Annotated in this window: 13 protein-coding genes; 8 read left to right on the top strand and 5 right to left on the bottom strand. The window is 73.0% G+C overall.

Features of this window, described 5'->3' with window-relative positions; translation table 11 throughout:
* Positions 1–104 precede the first annotated feature (104 nt).
* Positions 105–941, bottom strand: a complete 837-nt coding sequence (locus OG900_07145) for a tyrosine-protein phosphatase (GenBank protein WUH89907.1) — start codon at positions 939–941, stop codon at positions 105–107.
* 196 nt (positions 942–1,137) lie between these two features.
* Between OG900_07145 and OG900_07140 the strand changes: the two genes are divergently transcribed.
* Both OG900_07140 and OG900_07135 read left to right on the top strand, forming a co-directional pair.
* Positions 1,138–3,240, top strand: a complete 2,103-nt coding sequence (locus tag OG900_07140) for an alpha-galactosidase (protein WUH89906.1) — start codon at positions 1,138–1,140, stop codon at positions 3,238–3,240.
* Positions 3,241–3,379: 139 nt separating this feature from the next.
* The gene (locus tag OG900_07135; GenBank protein ID WUH95645.1) at positions 3,380–4,141 is read left to right on the top strand and encodes an SGNH/GDSL hydrolase family protein; all 762 of its coding nucleotides are present in this window, start codon (positions 3,380–3,382) and stop codon (positions 4,139–4,141) included.
* Positions 4,142–4,241: 100 nt separating this feature from the next.
* Here OG900_07135 and OG900_07130 read toward each other — a convergent pair whose 3' ends face one another.
* A complete protein-coding gene (locus tag OG900_07130) occupies positions 4,242–4,631 on the bottom strand; it encodes an ATP-binding protein (GenBank protein ID WUH95644.1) in 390 nt (129 codons plus the stop codon).
* Between the two features lie 247 nt (positions 4,632–4,878).
* Between OG900_07130 and OG900_07125 the strand changes: the two genes are divergently transcribed.
* From OG900_07125 to OG900_07105, 5 genes are all read left to right on the top strand, one after another.
* The gene (locus OG900_07125; GenBank protein ID WUH95643.1) at positions 4,879–5,703 is read left to right on the top strand and encodes a helix-turn-helix transcriptional regulator; all 825 of its coding nucleotides are present in this window, start codon (positions 4,879–4,881) and stop codon (positions 5,701–5,703) included.
* Between the two features lie 3 nt (positions 5,704–5,706).
* Positions 5,707–5,988: a DUF397 domain-containing protein gene (locus tag OG900_07120; protein ID WUH89905.1), complete on the top strand. Its 282-nt coding sequence runs from the start codon at positions 5,707–5,709 to the stop codon at positions 5,986–5,988.
* Positions 5,989–6,070: 82 nt separating this feature from the next.
* Positions 6,071–6,901, top strand: a complete 831-nt coding sequence (locus OG900_07115) for an SAM-dependent methyltransferase (protein ID WUH89904.1) — start codon at positions 6,071–6,073, stop codon at positions 6,899–6,901.
* On the top strand, positions 6,898–7,716 hold the full coding sequence (locus OG900_07110) for an SAM-dependent methyltransferase (protein ID WUH89903.1): 819 nt from the start codon (positions 6,898–6,900) through the stop codon (positions 7,714–7,716). The genes OG900_07115 and OG900_07110 overlap by 4 nt, the downstream gene beginning before the upstream one ends.
* A 77-nt stretch (positions 7,717–7,793) precedes the next feature.
* Positions 7,794–8,609 (top strand): SAM-dependent methyltransferase, encoded by an 816-nt coding sequence (locus OG900_07105; protein WUH89902.1) that lies wholly within the window; start codon positions 7,794–7,796, stop codon positions 8,607–8,609.
* 100 nt (positions 8,610–8,709) lie between these two features.
* Here OG900_07105 and OG900_07100 read toward each other — a convergent pair whose 3' ends face one another.
* Positions 8,710–9,744, bottom strand: coding sequence for a saccharopine dehydrogenase NADP-binding domain-containing protein (locus OG900_07100; GenBank protein ID WUH89901.1), 1,035 nt, complete (start codon positions 9,742–9,744; stop codon positions 8,710–8,712).
* 103 nt (positions 9,745–9,847) lie between these two features.
* On the opposite strand from OG900_07100, the gene OG900_07095 reads away from it, so the two are divergent.
* Positions 9,848–10,102: a DUF5302 domain-containing protein gene (locus OG900_07095; GenBank protein WUH89900.1), complete on the top strand. Its 255-nt coding sequence runs from the start codon at positions 9,848–9,850 to the stop codon at positions 10,100–10,102.
* Positions 10,103–10,768: 666 nt separating this feature from the next.
* Here OG900_07095 and OG900_07090 read toward each other — a convergent pair.
* Both OG900_07090 and OG900_07085 read right to left on the bottom strand, forming a co-directional pair.
* Positions 10,769–13,501: a fumarate reductase/succinate dehydrogenase flavoprotein subunit gene (locus tag OG900_07090; protein ID WUH89899.1), complete on the bottom strand. Its 2,733-nt coding sequence runs from the start codon at positions 13,499–13,501 to the stop codon at positions 10,769–10,771.
* Positions 13,502–13,527: 26 nt separating this feature from the next.
* The gene (locus OG900_07085; protein WUH89898.1) at positions 13,528–14,310 is read right to left on the bottom strand and encodes an ABC transporter ATP-binding protein; all 783 of its coding nucleotides are present in this window, start codon (positions 14,308–14,310) and stop codon (positions 13,528–13,530) included.
* Positions 14,311–14,313 lie beyond the last annotated feature (3 nt).

Genomic DNA, 14,313 nt, shown 5'->3' with positions numbered 1-14,313 from the left:
GCCTTGCGATGTACCGCATCTGACGCCGCGCGCTGGTCCACCGCGGATTACGGGACAGCCCACAGGGGGCGCGGCCCTCCGTCGCCGGGGGGCCGCGCCGCGGTTCAGGCCGCCGTCAGCAGGCGCTCGCGCAGCCGGTCCCGGCGCTCCGAGGTCAGGCCGAGGCCCTCGGCGAGGTAGCGGTCGACGCCGCCCCAGCGCTCCTCGATGGTGTCGAAGGCCGCCCGCAGATACTCCACCCGGGCCTCGAACAGCGGATTGAGCAGCTCCCGCACCTCGGGGGCGATGGCGGTGCCCGTGCTGCCGTCGCCGCGCACCACCTTGTAGCGGCGGTGCCTGGCGTTGCTCTCCAGGTAGTCCGCCTCGATCGCGGACCGCTCCACCCCCAGCGCCAGCAGGATGATCGCGATCGACGTCCCGGCCCGGTCCTTGCCGGCCGCGCAGTGCAGCAGGGCGGGGACGGCGGGATCGCCCGGCTCGGTCAGCAGGTCGAGCATCCTGGTGTGCTCCTTGGTGCGCTCCAGGATCAGCCTGCGGTAGGCGGCGACCATCCGCGCCGCGCCGCGGCCCTCGCCCAGCACCGCCCGCAGCGAGACCACGTCGCCGTCCCGTACCGTCTGCCAGAAGTCGGCGCTGTCGGCCGGGTCGTTGAGCGGCATGTTCAGGTTGCGGGTGCCCGGGAGGTCGGTGTCCGGGCCCTCCAGGGCGATGTCGTCGGGATTGCGGAAGTCGAAGACCGTGTGCAGCCCGAGCCCTTCCAGGAAGGCGGCGTCCTGGGCGGTGGCGTGCGCGAGGTGGCCGCTGCGGAAGAGCACACCGTGCCTGACCCGGCGGCCGTCGCCGGTGGGCAGGCCTCCGACGTCACGGAAATTGCGTACGCCGGTCAGCTCGGGCTCTGCCTCTGGTCCGGTCGGGGTCGACTGCCGCACATCCTGCGTCACCGGCGCTCCTCCATTGCTCGCTCACGGCTCATGCTCGGGCAATTCATGCTCCGGCACTTCCGACGATACGGCAGCCGGAGAAACCACGTACCGACCGGTATGTGTCCGTTGGACCACTGCCCGGGGTGCAACCATTGCCCTCCGCCTGGGCTGGGCCGATGATGACCGGACCTGATCGGACAGGGGGCGTATCGCGATGATCGAGACGGGCGGGTCCGGCCGGCTCTGGCTGCTCAGCGGGCCGGGCAGCAGCTATGCCCTGCACGTCACGGAACGCGATGAGCTGCTGCACCTGCACTGGGGCCGCCGGATCGCGCTCCGCGACGCCGAGGCGCTGGCCGCCGACCCGCTGCCCGCCGAGCGCCCCTTCGAGTCCGCGCTCGACGGCCACGAGGAATACCCGGTCGAGGGCGGCCCCCGCTTCGTCCGCCCCGCCCTGTCCGTCCGGTCCAGCCAGGCGCGCGGCACCGAATGGTGCTTCGAGGAGTACGAGACCGCCGCCGACCCGGCCGCAGGGCACGAGCTGCGACTGCACTTCCACGACTCCCCGCACCACCTCGACCTCACCCTGCACTACCGCCTGCGCCCCGGCTGCGACGTCGTCGAGCGCTGGACCACCGCCACCCATGTGCCCGGCGGCCGCGGCGTCCCCCTGGAGCTGCTGCGGGCCGACGCGGCCACCTGGACGCTGCCCCACCGCGACGGCTGGCGGATGTCCCAGCTGCACGGGCGCTGGGGCGCCGAGAGCCGGCTGGTACGCGGCCCGCTGACGCCCGGCGAGCGGGTGATCGGCAGCCGCCGCGGCCACACCGGCCACCAGCACCTGCCGTGGTTCGCGCTGGACGCCGGCGACGCGGGGGAGGAGCAGGGCGAGGTGTGGACCGGCGCGCTGGCCTGGTCGGGCTCCTGGCGGATCGCGGTCGCCGCGCTGCCCGACGGCCGTGTCCAGGCCACCGGCGGCGCGGGCCACGACGAGGCGGGGCTCGTACGCCTGGAGCCCGGCGCCTCCTACACCAGCCCGGTCTTCGCCGGCCTGTGGAGCGGCGGCGGCTTCGGCGCCGCCAGCCGGGCCTGGCACGCCTACCAGCTGGACCATGTGGTGCCCGAAGGGCGCCGGGTGCGCCCGGTGCTCTACAACTCCCGGGAGGCCGCCGGCTTCGACGCCGGCGAGCGGCAGCAGCGCGAACTGGCCCGGCGGGCCGCGGCGATGGGCGTGGAGCTCTTCGTCGTGGACGACGGCTGGTGCGGCGACCGGGCGGGTCCCGGCGACTGGACGCCCGGCCGTGATCGCTTCCCGAACGGCTTGAAACCGCTCTCGGACGAGGTGCACGCGCTCGGTATGCAGTTCGGCATCCGGGTCGAGCCCGAGACGGTCGACCCCGACAGCGACCTCCACCGCGCGCACCCCGACTGGGTCCAGCACGACCCGGGCCGCGGCAGCACGGAACACCGCCGCCGGCTGGTGCTCGACCTGGCCCGTACCGACGTACGCGAGCACCTCGCGGAGCGGCTCGACGCCCTGCTGCACAGCGCGCCCGTGGACTACCTGAAATGGGACTTCAACCGCTGCTCCACCGAACCCGGCAGGCCCGGAGAGCGCTGTCCCGAGCAGCTGTGGACCGCGCACGTCGAGGGGCTCTACGAGCTGATCGACCGCCTGCGGGCCGCGCACCCCGGCGTGGCCCTCGAATCCGGCTCGGGCGGCGGCGGCCGGGTCGACCTGGGCATCCTGGCCCGCAGCGACCAGGTGTGGACCTCCGACAACACCGACCCGCTCGACCGGCTGCACATCCAGCACGGATTCAGCCAGTTGCACCCCGCCCGGGTGATGGCCGCCTGGGTCGCCGACAGCCCCAGCCCGATGCTCAACCACCGCCGCAGCTCGCTGCGCTTCCGCTTCGTCAGCGCCATGGCCGGCGTGCTGGGCATCGGCGGCGACCTGCTGCACTGGGGCGCGGGGGAGCGGGCCGAGGCCGCCAGTTGGGTCGCCCTCTACAAGACGGTCCGCCCGGTCGTGCAGCACGGCGACCTCTACCGGCTGCGCCCGCCCGGCGAAGGCGGCCTGAGCGCCGTCCAGTACGTGCTCGGCGGCGACACCGTCGTGCTGGCCTGGCTGCCCGCGCAGGCCTTCGGCGCGCCCGTGCCGCCGCTGCGGCTGCGCGGCCTCGACCGGGACGCGTCCTACCGCGACGTGACCACCGGCGTCGTCCAGCGCGGGGCGGTGCTGGCGGAGCGCGGCCTGCGCACCACACTGGCCGGCGACCTGGACGCCGCGGTATTCCATCTGCGCCGACTTTGACCTGGTGGGATGAATCACGTCGCGTCAACCCCCCGTTACGGTCGCGCAAGCCGCAGGAAGAGGAGAAAAATGACCCGACGTGGCTGACGATTCGCAGGGTAACCAGGGACGCGACGCATACCGGGGACTCGACAGGGGCGTGATCGGGTCGTACACCGCGCTGGGGGACAGCTTCACCGAGGGCGTCGGAGACCCCGGCCCCGGCGGCGCCCACGTCGGCTGGGCCGACCGGCTCGCCGTGCTGCTCGCCGACCGGCGCGACGAACACACCTTCCGCTACGCCAATCTCGCCGTGCGCGGCCGCCTGCTGGACCAGATCGTGGCCGAACAGGTGCCGCGGGCCATCGAACTGGCCCCCGACCTGGTCACCTTCTGCGCCGGCGGCAACGACATCCTGCGCCCCGGCGGCGACCCCGACGCGATCGCGGAGCGCTTCGAGGCAGCCGTCGCCGAACTGACCGGCGCGGTCGGCACGGTGCTCGTCTGCACCGGTTTCGACACCCGCGGGGTGCCCGTCCTGCGCCACCTGCGCGGGAAGATCGCCACCTACACCGCGCATGTGCGATCGATCGCCGACCGCCACGGGTGTCCGGTTCTCGACCTGTGGTCGCTGCGCTGCGTCCAGGACCGCAGGGCCTGGAGCGACGACCGGCTCCACTTGTCGCCCGAGGGCCACACCCGGGTCGCGCTGCGCGCCGCGCAGGTGCTCGGCCTCGAAGTGCCCGCCGACCCCGACCAGCCCTGGCCGCCGCAGGACCCGCGGCTGCCCTCGGAGGTGCGCAGGGACAACATCCACTGGGCGCGGGAGTATCTGGTGCCGTGGATCGGCCGACGGCTGCGCGGCGAGTCCTCGGGCGACCACGTCGAACCCAAGCGCCCGGACCTGCTGCCGCTTCCTTGAGCGGAGTCACGCCGCAGGGCCGCCTGTCGGCCCGCGGATACGCGTACACGGCCAACCGGTCAGGCCGCCGAGACCATCGGGCCCGGCGGAGGCGGCGCTTTCAGTGGGATGAGCGGTCTGCTGCCAGTTCCGCCCACACCACCCGGCCCGCGCCGTCCTCCGCCGGGTCCGACCCCCATGCCAGCGAGAGCACGCTGACCAGCAGCAGCCCCCGCCCGCCTTCCTCATCGGCGCCGGCGACCCCGGGCGCCGGCACGCCCGTTCCCCGGCCCTGATCGGTCACTTCGACCCGAACGACGCTGCCGCAGTCGTGCAGCACACAGGTGATCTTCTCACTGTCGGTGTGCCTCACGGCGTTGGTGAACAGCTCGGTCACCACCAGGCTCGCGTCATCGCGCAGTTCCGCGCCGACGCCCCATTCCCGCAAACGTGCACGTATCCGCCCGCGGGCGTCCGCAACGGACGCACTGATCGCGGGCAGCCTGAACACGTCACGGCGGCCGGGGTCGCCGACACCGTCTCGGCGCTCGCGCCGAAGGGCGTCAGGTGAAGGAACCACTCCGTAACTATGAGGCTCGCGCAGGACACATGGCAAGGTCCGATCTGTAATTTACAGAATCGCTGCTACATGCTGTCGCGTGCGCTGACAACATGACAGACTGCTTCTCAGCCAAGGAAGTTGGAGGAGGAGCCACGTGATGGACCCCCGGCCGGGAGGAGCCCCGACCGTCCTGCGCATGGTGCTCGGCAAGCGCCTTCAGGATCTGCGGGAGCAGGCCGGAATCAGCCTCGAACAGGCCGGCCGGGCGCTGGACGTCACGCACGCCACCGTCCGCCGGATGGAAAAGGCCGAAGTCGGGCTGAAGATCCCGTATGTCGAGAAGCTGCTCGTCACGTACGGAATCACCTCACCCGAGGAGATCGGCGGCTTCCTCGCGCTGGCCCGGGAGGCCAACAGGCCCGGCTGGTGGCACAGCTTCCGCGACGTCCTGCCCGACTGGTTCAGCGCCTTCGTCAGCCTTGAGGGAGAGGCGGCGGTGATCCGTGCGTACGAACCCGCCTACGTGCCCGGCCTGCTCCAGACCGCCAACTACGCCAGGGCCACGCTGCGGGCCGGGCTGCCGCACGCGGCACCCGAGGAGATCGACCGGCTGCTCACCCTGCGGACCGAACGCCAGGCCCTGGTCACGCGGGAGAACGCGCCGCTGCTGTGGGTCGTGATGGACGAGACCGTCATGCGCCGCCCGATCGGCGGCCGGCGAGTGATGCGCGAGCAGATGGAACGCCTGATGGAGGCCACCGAGCTGCCCAACATCAGGCTGCAGATCATGCCGTTCGCGGCCGGACCGCATCCGGCCATGTACGGGCCCTTCCACATCTTCCGGTTCCAGCTCCAGGAGATCCCGGACATCGCCTACGCGGAAAGCCTGGTGGGCGGCGTCTACTTCGACGAGCGCGACGACGTGTCGACGTTCCTGGAAGCGCTCGACCGGATGTGCGCGCAGGCCGCGCCAGCACAGAGCACCAAAGCCATCCTCGATGGCATGCGCAAGGAGATCTGAACGATGGATCGCGTCGGCAATGACGGCATATGCGGGTACGAGGACATATACGACGGAATCTACAACGGTATGCCCGCCAACCAACTCGGCCTCGAGGGATGGCGGAAACCGTGGAGCGGCGGCAACGGCGGCTCGTGCGTCGAGGCCAAGAGGCTCAACGACGGCAGGGTGGCGCTGCGCCAGTCCACCGACCCCGACGGCCCGGCGCTGATCTACAGCAACCACGAGATCACCACGTTCATCCTGGGTGCCAAGGCCGGCGAGGCGGACTTCCTGCTCGGCTGAGCGAGCACCCCGCACGGCGCGCAACGCACGAGGCACGAGGCACGACGCATGACGCATGATGCAGAGGCACCGGAGGACGGCCGTGACCGAGCAGGGATTCCCCGCGGGGAAGATAGACACCAGTAGGCCGCACCCGGCCCGTATGTACGACTTCTACCTGGGCGGCAGAGACAACTACGAAGTGGACCGCGACGCCGCCCAGAAGGTGATCGACCTCTTCCCGGACATCGTGCCCATGGCGCGGGGCAACCGCCGCTTCATGCACCGGGCCGTGCAGTTCGTCGCGGAGAGCGGTATCCGGCAGATCATCGACATCGGCACCGGCATCCCCACCGCCCCCAACACCCACCAGGTCGCGCAGAAGGTGTCGTCCGACGTCCGGGTCGCCTACGTGGACAACGACCCGATCGTGGCGACGTACGCCGGGGCGCACCTGCTGAACGCCGGGAACACCGGCTTCTTCCTCGGTGACCTGCGCGACCCGGAGAGCATCCTGCGGCACCCGACCATCAGCGAGCTGATCGACTTCGACCAGCCGGTCGGCCTGATGCTGATGGCCATCCTGCACTTCGTCACGGACGACGAGGACCCGATGGGCCTGGTCGCCGCCTACCGGGACGCGCTGCCCGACGGCAGCTACCTGATCCTCAGCCACACCACCGGCGACTTCCACCAGCTGGACGGCGACGCGGGCGAGGCCCGGGACGTCTACCGGGACAAGCGGGCCACCGCCACCTTGACCCTGCGGTCCCACGAAGAGGTGCTGCGCTTCTTCGACGGATTCGACCTGGTCCACCCCGGCCTGGTCCAACCGCCGCTGTGGCGCCCCGACGGCCCTGTCCCGTCCGAGCAGGAACTCGCACATGTCGGCTTCTACGGCGGCGTCGGCGTCAAGAACGGGAGGACGGCATGACCCAGCAGGGCTTCTCCGTCAAGGAGATCGACACCAGCAGGCCGCACCCGGCCCGTATGTACGACTTCTTCCTCGGCGGCAGGGACAACTACGAGGTCGACAGGGAGGCCGCCCAGCGGGTGGTCGACATCTTCCCGGACATCGTGCCGACCACCCGGGCCAACCGGCGCTTCATGCACCGGTCGGTGCGGCACCTGGCGGAGAGCGGTATCCGGCAGATCATCGACATCGGCACCGGCATCCCCACCGCGCCCAACACCCACCAGGTCGCCCACGAGGTGTCGTCCGACGTCCGGGTCGCCTACATCGACAACGACCCGATCGTGGCGACGCACGCCGGGGCGCATCTGCTGGGCGCGGGCAACACCGGCTTCTTCCTCGCCGACCTGCGCGAACCCGAGACCGTCCTCGGGCACCCGACCATCGGCAAGCTGATCGACTTCGACCAGCCGATCGGCCTGATGCTGGTGGCCGTCCTGCACTTCGTCCGCGACGACGAGGACCCGGCGGCGCTGGTCGCCGCGTACCGCGACGTGCTGCCCGCCGGCAGCATGATGGTCATCAGCCACGCCACCAGCGACTTCCACTCCCCGGAGACGGGCGTGGAGGAGGCCAAGGACGTCTACAAGGACCGCGAGGCGACCGCGACCGTCACCACCAGGCCGTACGAGCAGGTCCTGCCGTTCTTCGACGGCTTCGACCTGGTCGACCCCGGCCTGGTCCAGATCCCGCTGTGGCGCCCGGACGGGGCGCTGCCGACCGCGGAGGAGCTGAGCCACGTCGGCACCTACGGCGGTATCGGCGTGAAGCCCTGACCCCCGCTGTCACCCACCGGAACACACCCATGCCCGTACCCGTACCCGCACCGCATCGAAGGAGCCGGAGGACGGAGTTGACCGAACAGGGATTCCTCGCTGGGGGGATCGACACCAGCAGGCCGCACCCGGCCCGCATGTACGACTACTACCTCGGCGGCAGGGACAACTACTGGGTCGACCGCGAGGCGGCCCAGCAGATCATCGATGCCTCGCCCGAGGTCGTGGACAGCGCGGTCGCCAACCGCGAGTTCCTGCGGCGTGCGGTCAGGCACCTGGCCAAGACCGGTGTCCGGCAGTTCATCGACATCGGCACCGGAATCCCCACGTCGCCGAACACCCATGAGACAGCCCAGTCCGTGGCCCCCGACGCCCGGATCGCGTACGTCGACAACGATCCGATCGTCGCCGCCCACGCGGGGGCCCGGCTGCTCAGGGCCCGCAACACCGCCTTCGGGCTCGCCGACATGCGCAACCCGCGGAGCATCCTCGAACACCCGGCCGTCAGCGGCCTGATCGACTTCAGCCAGCCGGTCGCGGTCATGCTCGTCTCCGTCCTGCACTTCGTCAGCGACGACGAGGACCCGGCCGGCACCATCGCCCTGCTGAGGGACGCGCTGCCCGCCGGCAGCCACCTGGTGCTCTCGCACGGCACGGCCGACTTCCACCCCGACACCGTCGGGGAGGCCGTCTCGGTCTACCGCAAGGCCACCGCGAACCTCAGCCTGCGGTCGTACGACGACGTCCTGGCCTTCTTCGACGGCTTCGACCTGCTCGACCCCGGCCTGGTCCAGGTGCCGCTGTGGCACCCGGACGGACCGGAGCCCGAGCCGGAGCTGCTGCGGAAGATCGGCGTCTACGGCGGCGTCGGCCGCAAACCACAGACCAACTAACACCGGGGAAGGGAAGGACGGCGGCCGCAGCGGCTGTCTCGGGCCGCTCGGCCGCCGTCCGGCCACACCGGCGCTTTTGCGTCACCGGTGCCCTGTACCGTCAGCGCAGCGCCGCCATGGTGACCGTCACACCGTCCAGCGTGGACGCGAAGTCGGCGCCCAGCGCGCGCGACGGCGTCTGGAAGCCCGCCGGCAGCTCCGGCAGCAGCTCGACGATCCGCAGCACCGCGTCCACCGTCAGCTTGTACGGGTTGGGCCCGGTGAGCGTCGCCGACACCGTGTTCCCCGCCGCGTCCCTGGCCCGGCCCCACACCTCGCAGCCCGGACCCGAACCGTTCAGCGCCCGCTCGCCCGGCCCCCGCACCAGCCGCCCCACCGCCCCGCCGACCACCCCGCGCAGCGGACCCAGCCGCAGCACCCGGGTCGCGGCCAGCGCGGGCGCCGGCACCGCCGTGTACGTCGTGATGTCCGGAATGCCCGTCGAGTGGTAGGCCGTGCTGACATCGCCCCACGGCACCGACACCACCGTCCGCGCCCCCGAGGGGAAGGCCGCCCGCACCTGCCGCGACCCGAACGGCACGGTACGGATCTCCCCGCCGGACCTGATCCGCCCGCCGTCCCCCGCGCTCTCCACCGCGGTACGCACCGTGCCGGGGCTCGCCCCGCCGCGGGTGACGAAGGCCAGGTCCAGCTGCGTCGCGTCCGGCAGCCGGGCCGCCAGCAGCGCGGCCAGGCAGTCGGTCGGCACGACGTCGAAGCCCGCGCCCGGCAGCAAGGTCACCCCGGCCGCCGCCGCCCGGCCGCCCAGCGCGAACAGCGACTCGAAGACATCGATCTCTCCGGTGATGTCCAGATACCCGGTGCCGGTCTCCACGCAGGCCGCCGCCATCGGCAAGGCGGTCCGGGTGAAAGGCCCCGCGCAGTGCGCGACGCTCTCCACACCGTCCAGCGCGCGGCGTACAGCGGCGGCCTCCTGCAAGCCGAACACCCGGTGCTCCAGGCCGAGTTCGGCCGCCAACGGCACCACCTTCGCGGCGCTCCGGCCCGCCAGGACGGGACGCATCCCGAGGGCGACGGCGCGGCGCGCGATCAGCCGGCCGGTGTAGCCGGTGGCGCCGTACAACAGCCAGGTCATGGGTCCGATCCTCCTCCGACAGCCTGACCGGAACCGTACACGCGCGGCCCGCGTCGGCGATATCGGGTGGGAGGTGGGCCCGCGGCATGCGACTCTAGGTGGCATGACCGACCAACAGCAGCAGCCCGCTGCGGCCCCCGCGGCCGCCGAACCTTCCACCGACGAACCCGAGGTCGCGGCTCCCGCCGCGGACACGGACGAGGACGAGGTGAAGCGGAAGTTCCGCGAAGCGCTCGAACGCAAGCAGGGGGCTCGCCGCGGGGCTGGGGGCACCGGGACCGGCCCCGACCAGTCCAAGATCCACGGCGCCCACGGGCGCGCAGGCGGGGCTCGCGAGTTCCGCCGCAAAAGCGGCTGACGCCGCGCCTTTCCCCCACCGCGCCCGCCCGGCACCCTCCGGGCGGGCGCCCGCCTTCCCCGCGCCCTGCGCTGCCGCGTCCCCAGCGGCGGCCCGCTTCCCGTGCCCCGGGGCGGGTGCCACGTTCTGTTGCGTTCACAGTGCCGCTGGGTGGGTGGCCGGTCGCGCAGTTCCCCGCGCCCCTGAGGTGCTGCCCCTTGCGGTGCGTCGCTTGTCTGCGACGCCGTCGTGGCTGGTCGCGCAGTTCCCCGCGCCCCTTTGGGTCCTGCGTCCTCTGCCGACCAGGCGGTCGCCCCTGGTAGGGGCTGGGCTCTGCGCTGGAGGGTGAGCGTTTTCAGGGGCGGGTGGGGGTACCCCCAGGCGAAGCTCTGGGGGAGAACGGAGCGCCCCGCCAAAGAGGCGGGAAAGATGCGAACGCCACCGCAAGTGGCAACCACCCAGGGGCGCGGGAACTGCGCGACAAGCCCCCACCGGGCCGCAGGCAAGCGACGCCACGGCAAGTGGCAGTCACCTGGGGGCGCGGGGAACTGCGCGCGCAACCACGACGCGGCTGCAGGCAAGCGACGCCACGGCAAGTGGCAGTCACCTGGGGGCGCGGGGAACTGCGCGACAAGCCGGCCATCCAGCGGCACCGTGGAGTCGGCGGCAGCACCCCGCAGGGGAGCTTCAGGGGGCGAGCGCCCGGCGGGCGAAGGCGCGGACGTCGGGGTCGGGGTCAGCGCCGGCCGCGTCAGCGAGAATCGCGCGGACGGCCGGCAGGACGACATGCCGGCCGAGCGCGGCGACGGCGGCCCGCCGCACATCGGCGTGCGGGTCGGCCGCGGCCGGCAGCAGGACCGGGAGAGCGATCTCCCGGCCCGCCGGGGCGAGCGCGAGAGCCGCCCCCTTCCGCACCCGCCACGACGCGTCGCCGCTCGCGGTGACGGCGACCGCGTCGAGCGGCGGCGGGCAGCCGACGGCCCCGGCGGACTCCAGCGCCGCGGCCCGCACGAGCGCGTCCGGGTCCACCGCCAGCCGCCCGAGCAGGGCGACCGCGGCGGCGGCCCGCACCGACGCCAGCCCCTTGGCGAGCGCCACCCGCACCTCGCGCGAAGCGTCGTCCGCCGCCGCGCCGAGCGCCTCGGCCGCGTCCAGCGCGACGAGCCCGCGCACCGCCTCCAACCGCACCCGCGGTTCGGCGTCGCCGAGCGCGCCGCCGAAGAGCGCGGCCTCGCCGAGCCGCAGCTCCCGCAGCGTGCCCGCGGCGGCGGCCCTGGCGGCAGGGTCGGGATGGCTCATCGCCGAGGCCAGGGCGGCGCCCAGTTCGGGGGTGGGCGGCAGGACCTCCACCAGTTCCAGCAGCCCGGCGCCCGCGGCGCCCCGCACACCGGCGTCCGGGTCGGCGAGCGCGGCGGCCAGCGCAGGGCCGGTGCCGGCGGGGACCGTCTCGGTCAGCACGTCGACGGCGGCACGCCGTACGGACGCGTCGCCGTCGGCGAGATAGGGCGCGAGGTCCGCCAGCACCGGCTCCTGCTCGGCGAGTTCGAGCAGCGCGAGTATCCGCGGGGAGCCGCCCGCCGCGGAGGCGGGGGAGGGGGCGGAAGCCGACGCGGCGGGCCGCGGGGCGACCGCCCCGGGGTCGAGCGGCGGGACCTCCCGCCGACCCGCCGTCGCGACCTGCTCGGGCCGTACCTCCCCGATGACCCGCACCTCGCCGCCGGCCGGCGCGAAGCCCTCGACGGGCACCACGTAGGGCGCCACCGGCCGGGTGAGGAATTCCATCGACCCGCCCTCACCCTTGCGGAGGTTGAGGTGGTGCAGCCACCCCGCGTCGTCCCGCGAGGGGTGGTCCGTCCGCTCGTGGTAGAGCCCCCAGCGGCTCTCCGTGCGGGCCAGCGACGACCGCGCCGCCATCTCGGCGCAGTCCCGGATGAAGGACACCTCCGCGCACCGCATCAGCTCGTGCGGGGTGTGCCCGCCCATCCCCTCGATCTCGTCGCGCATCCGCTCGAAGGACTCGACGGCGAGCGACAGCCTGGCCCCGCTCTTGGGCGGCGCCACGTAGTCGTTGACCAAGCGCCGCAGCTTGTACTCGACCTGCGTCTGCGGCGGCCCTTCCGGGTGCCGCAGCGGCCGGTAGACCAGCTCGTGCGCCGCCGCCAACTGGCCGGCGGGCAGCGGGCCCTCATAGCGCGGCCGCCCTGCCGCGTCGGCGCCCGCCAACTCGCCGTAGACGAAGGCCCCGATCATGTAGTTGTGCGGCACGCAGGCCAGGTCCCCGGCCGCGTAGAGCCCCGGCACGGTGGTGCGGGCGTGCTCGTCCACCCACACCCCGGACGCCGAGTGGCCCCCGCACAGGCCGATCTCGGAGATGTGCATCTCCACGTCGTGCGTGCGGTAGTCGTGGCCGCGCCCGGCGTGGAAGGTGCCGCGGGTGGGCCGCTCGGTGGAGTGCAGGATGGTCTCCAGGGCCGCCACCGACTCCTCCGGCAGGTGGCTGAGCTTGAGGTAGACCGGGCCGCGCTCCGAGGCGACCTCGGCCGCGAATTCGCTCATCATCCGGCCCGACCAGTAGTCGGAGTCCACGAACCGCTCGCCGTGCCGGTTGACCTGGTAGCCGCCGAAGGGGTTCGCGACATAGGCGCACGCGGGCCCGTTGTAGTCCTTGATCAGCGGGTTGATCTGGAAGCACTCGATACCGCTGAGCTCGGCGCCGGCGTGGTAGGCCATCGCGTGCCCGTCACCGGCGTTGGTGGGGTTCTCGTACGTCCCGTAGAGGTAGCCGCTGGCGGGCAGGCCGAGGCGGCCCGCGGCGCCGGTGGCCAGGACCACCGCGCCCGCCCGTACGGTGACGAAGCGCCCGGTGCGGGTGTTGAAGCCCGCCGCGCCCACCGCCCGGCCGTCGACGGTCAGGACGCGCACCGGCATCACCCGGTTCTCGATCCGGATCCGCTCGCGCATCTCGCGCCGCCGCAGCACCCGGTAGAGGACCTTCTTGACGTCCTTGCCCTCCGGCATCGGCAGCACGTAGCTGCCGGACCTGTGCACCTGCCGGACCGCGTACTGCCCGTGCTCGTCCTTCTCGAACTTCACGCCGTAGCGCTCCAGCCGCTGCACCATGGCGAAGCCGCGGGTCGCGGTCTGCCGGACGGTGGCCTGGTTCACGACGCCGTCGTTGGCGCGGGTGATCTCCGCGACGTAGTCGTCGGGTTCCGCCCGTCCCGGGACGACCGCGTTGTTGACGCCGTCCATGCCCATCGCCAGCGCGCCCGAGTGCCGTACGTGCGCCTTCTCCAGCAGCAGCACGTCGGCGCCGTTCTCCGCGGCGGTCAGCGCGGCCATGGTCCCGGCCGTACCGCCGCCGATCACCAGCACGTCGCAGCCGAATTCCTCCGCGTCGGTCAGCTCGGGGATGTCCATCGAAGGCCCTTCGGAGGTCGGCGGCGTCAACTGCCCAGCGATTCAAGGAGGTCACGGCGTACTGCGGCGGTCGCGGCCGTGCCGTGCGCGGCCCGGTCGCGCGGCCGCGGCACCGCGACCAGCCGGACCGGCACGGCCGGCGACGAGCCGAGCAGCGCCACCCGGTCGCCGAGGAAGAGCGCCTCGTCCACGTCGTGGGTGACGAAGACGACCGTCGCGCGGGTCGAGCGGAGCACGTCGACGAGCAACTGCTGCATCCCGGCCCGGGTCTGGGCGTCCAGCGCCCCGAAAGGCTCGTCCATCAGCAGCGCCCTGGGCCGCCCGGCCAGAGCCCTGGCCAGCTGCACCCGCTGCCGCTGCCCGCCGGACAGCCGGTGCGGCAACCGGTCCTCGCAGCCCGCGAGCCCGACCCGCCCCAGCCACTCCACCGCCCGCGCCCTGCGCTGCGACCTCGGCATCCTGCCGATGGCCAGCGGGAGTTCGACATTCGCGCGGGCGGTGCGCCAGGGCAGCAGCCCGTCCTCCTGGAAGACCAGCGCCCGCCCGCCGCCCGGCCCGGTCAGCGCGCGGCCGTCCTCGGCCACCTCGCCGCCCAGCGGCGGCAGCAGCCCGGCGAGGGTGCGCAGCAGCGTCGACTTGCCGCACCCGGAGGCGCCGACCACGGTCAGCACCTCGCCGGGCACCACGTCGAGCCCGACCCCGGCGAGCACCGGGGCGCCGCGGCGGCCGAGCACCGCGTCGCGCAGGGTGAGCCGGGCGCCCTCCGCGGCGGGCGGATGCGGCGCGGCGGATGTGGTGGAGAGCGTCATCGC

Origin of the sequence: Streptomyces sp. NBC_00433, assembly GCA_036015235.1 — a bacterium.
Lineage (GTDB): Bacteria > Actinomycetota > Actinomycetes > Streptomycetales > Streptomycetaceae > Actinacidiphila.
This window is presented reverse-complemented; position numbering and strand designations above follow the sequence as displayed.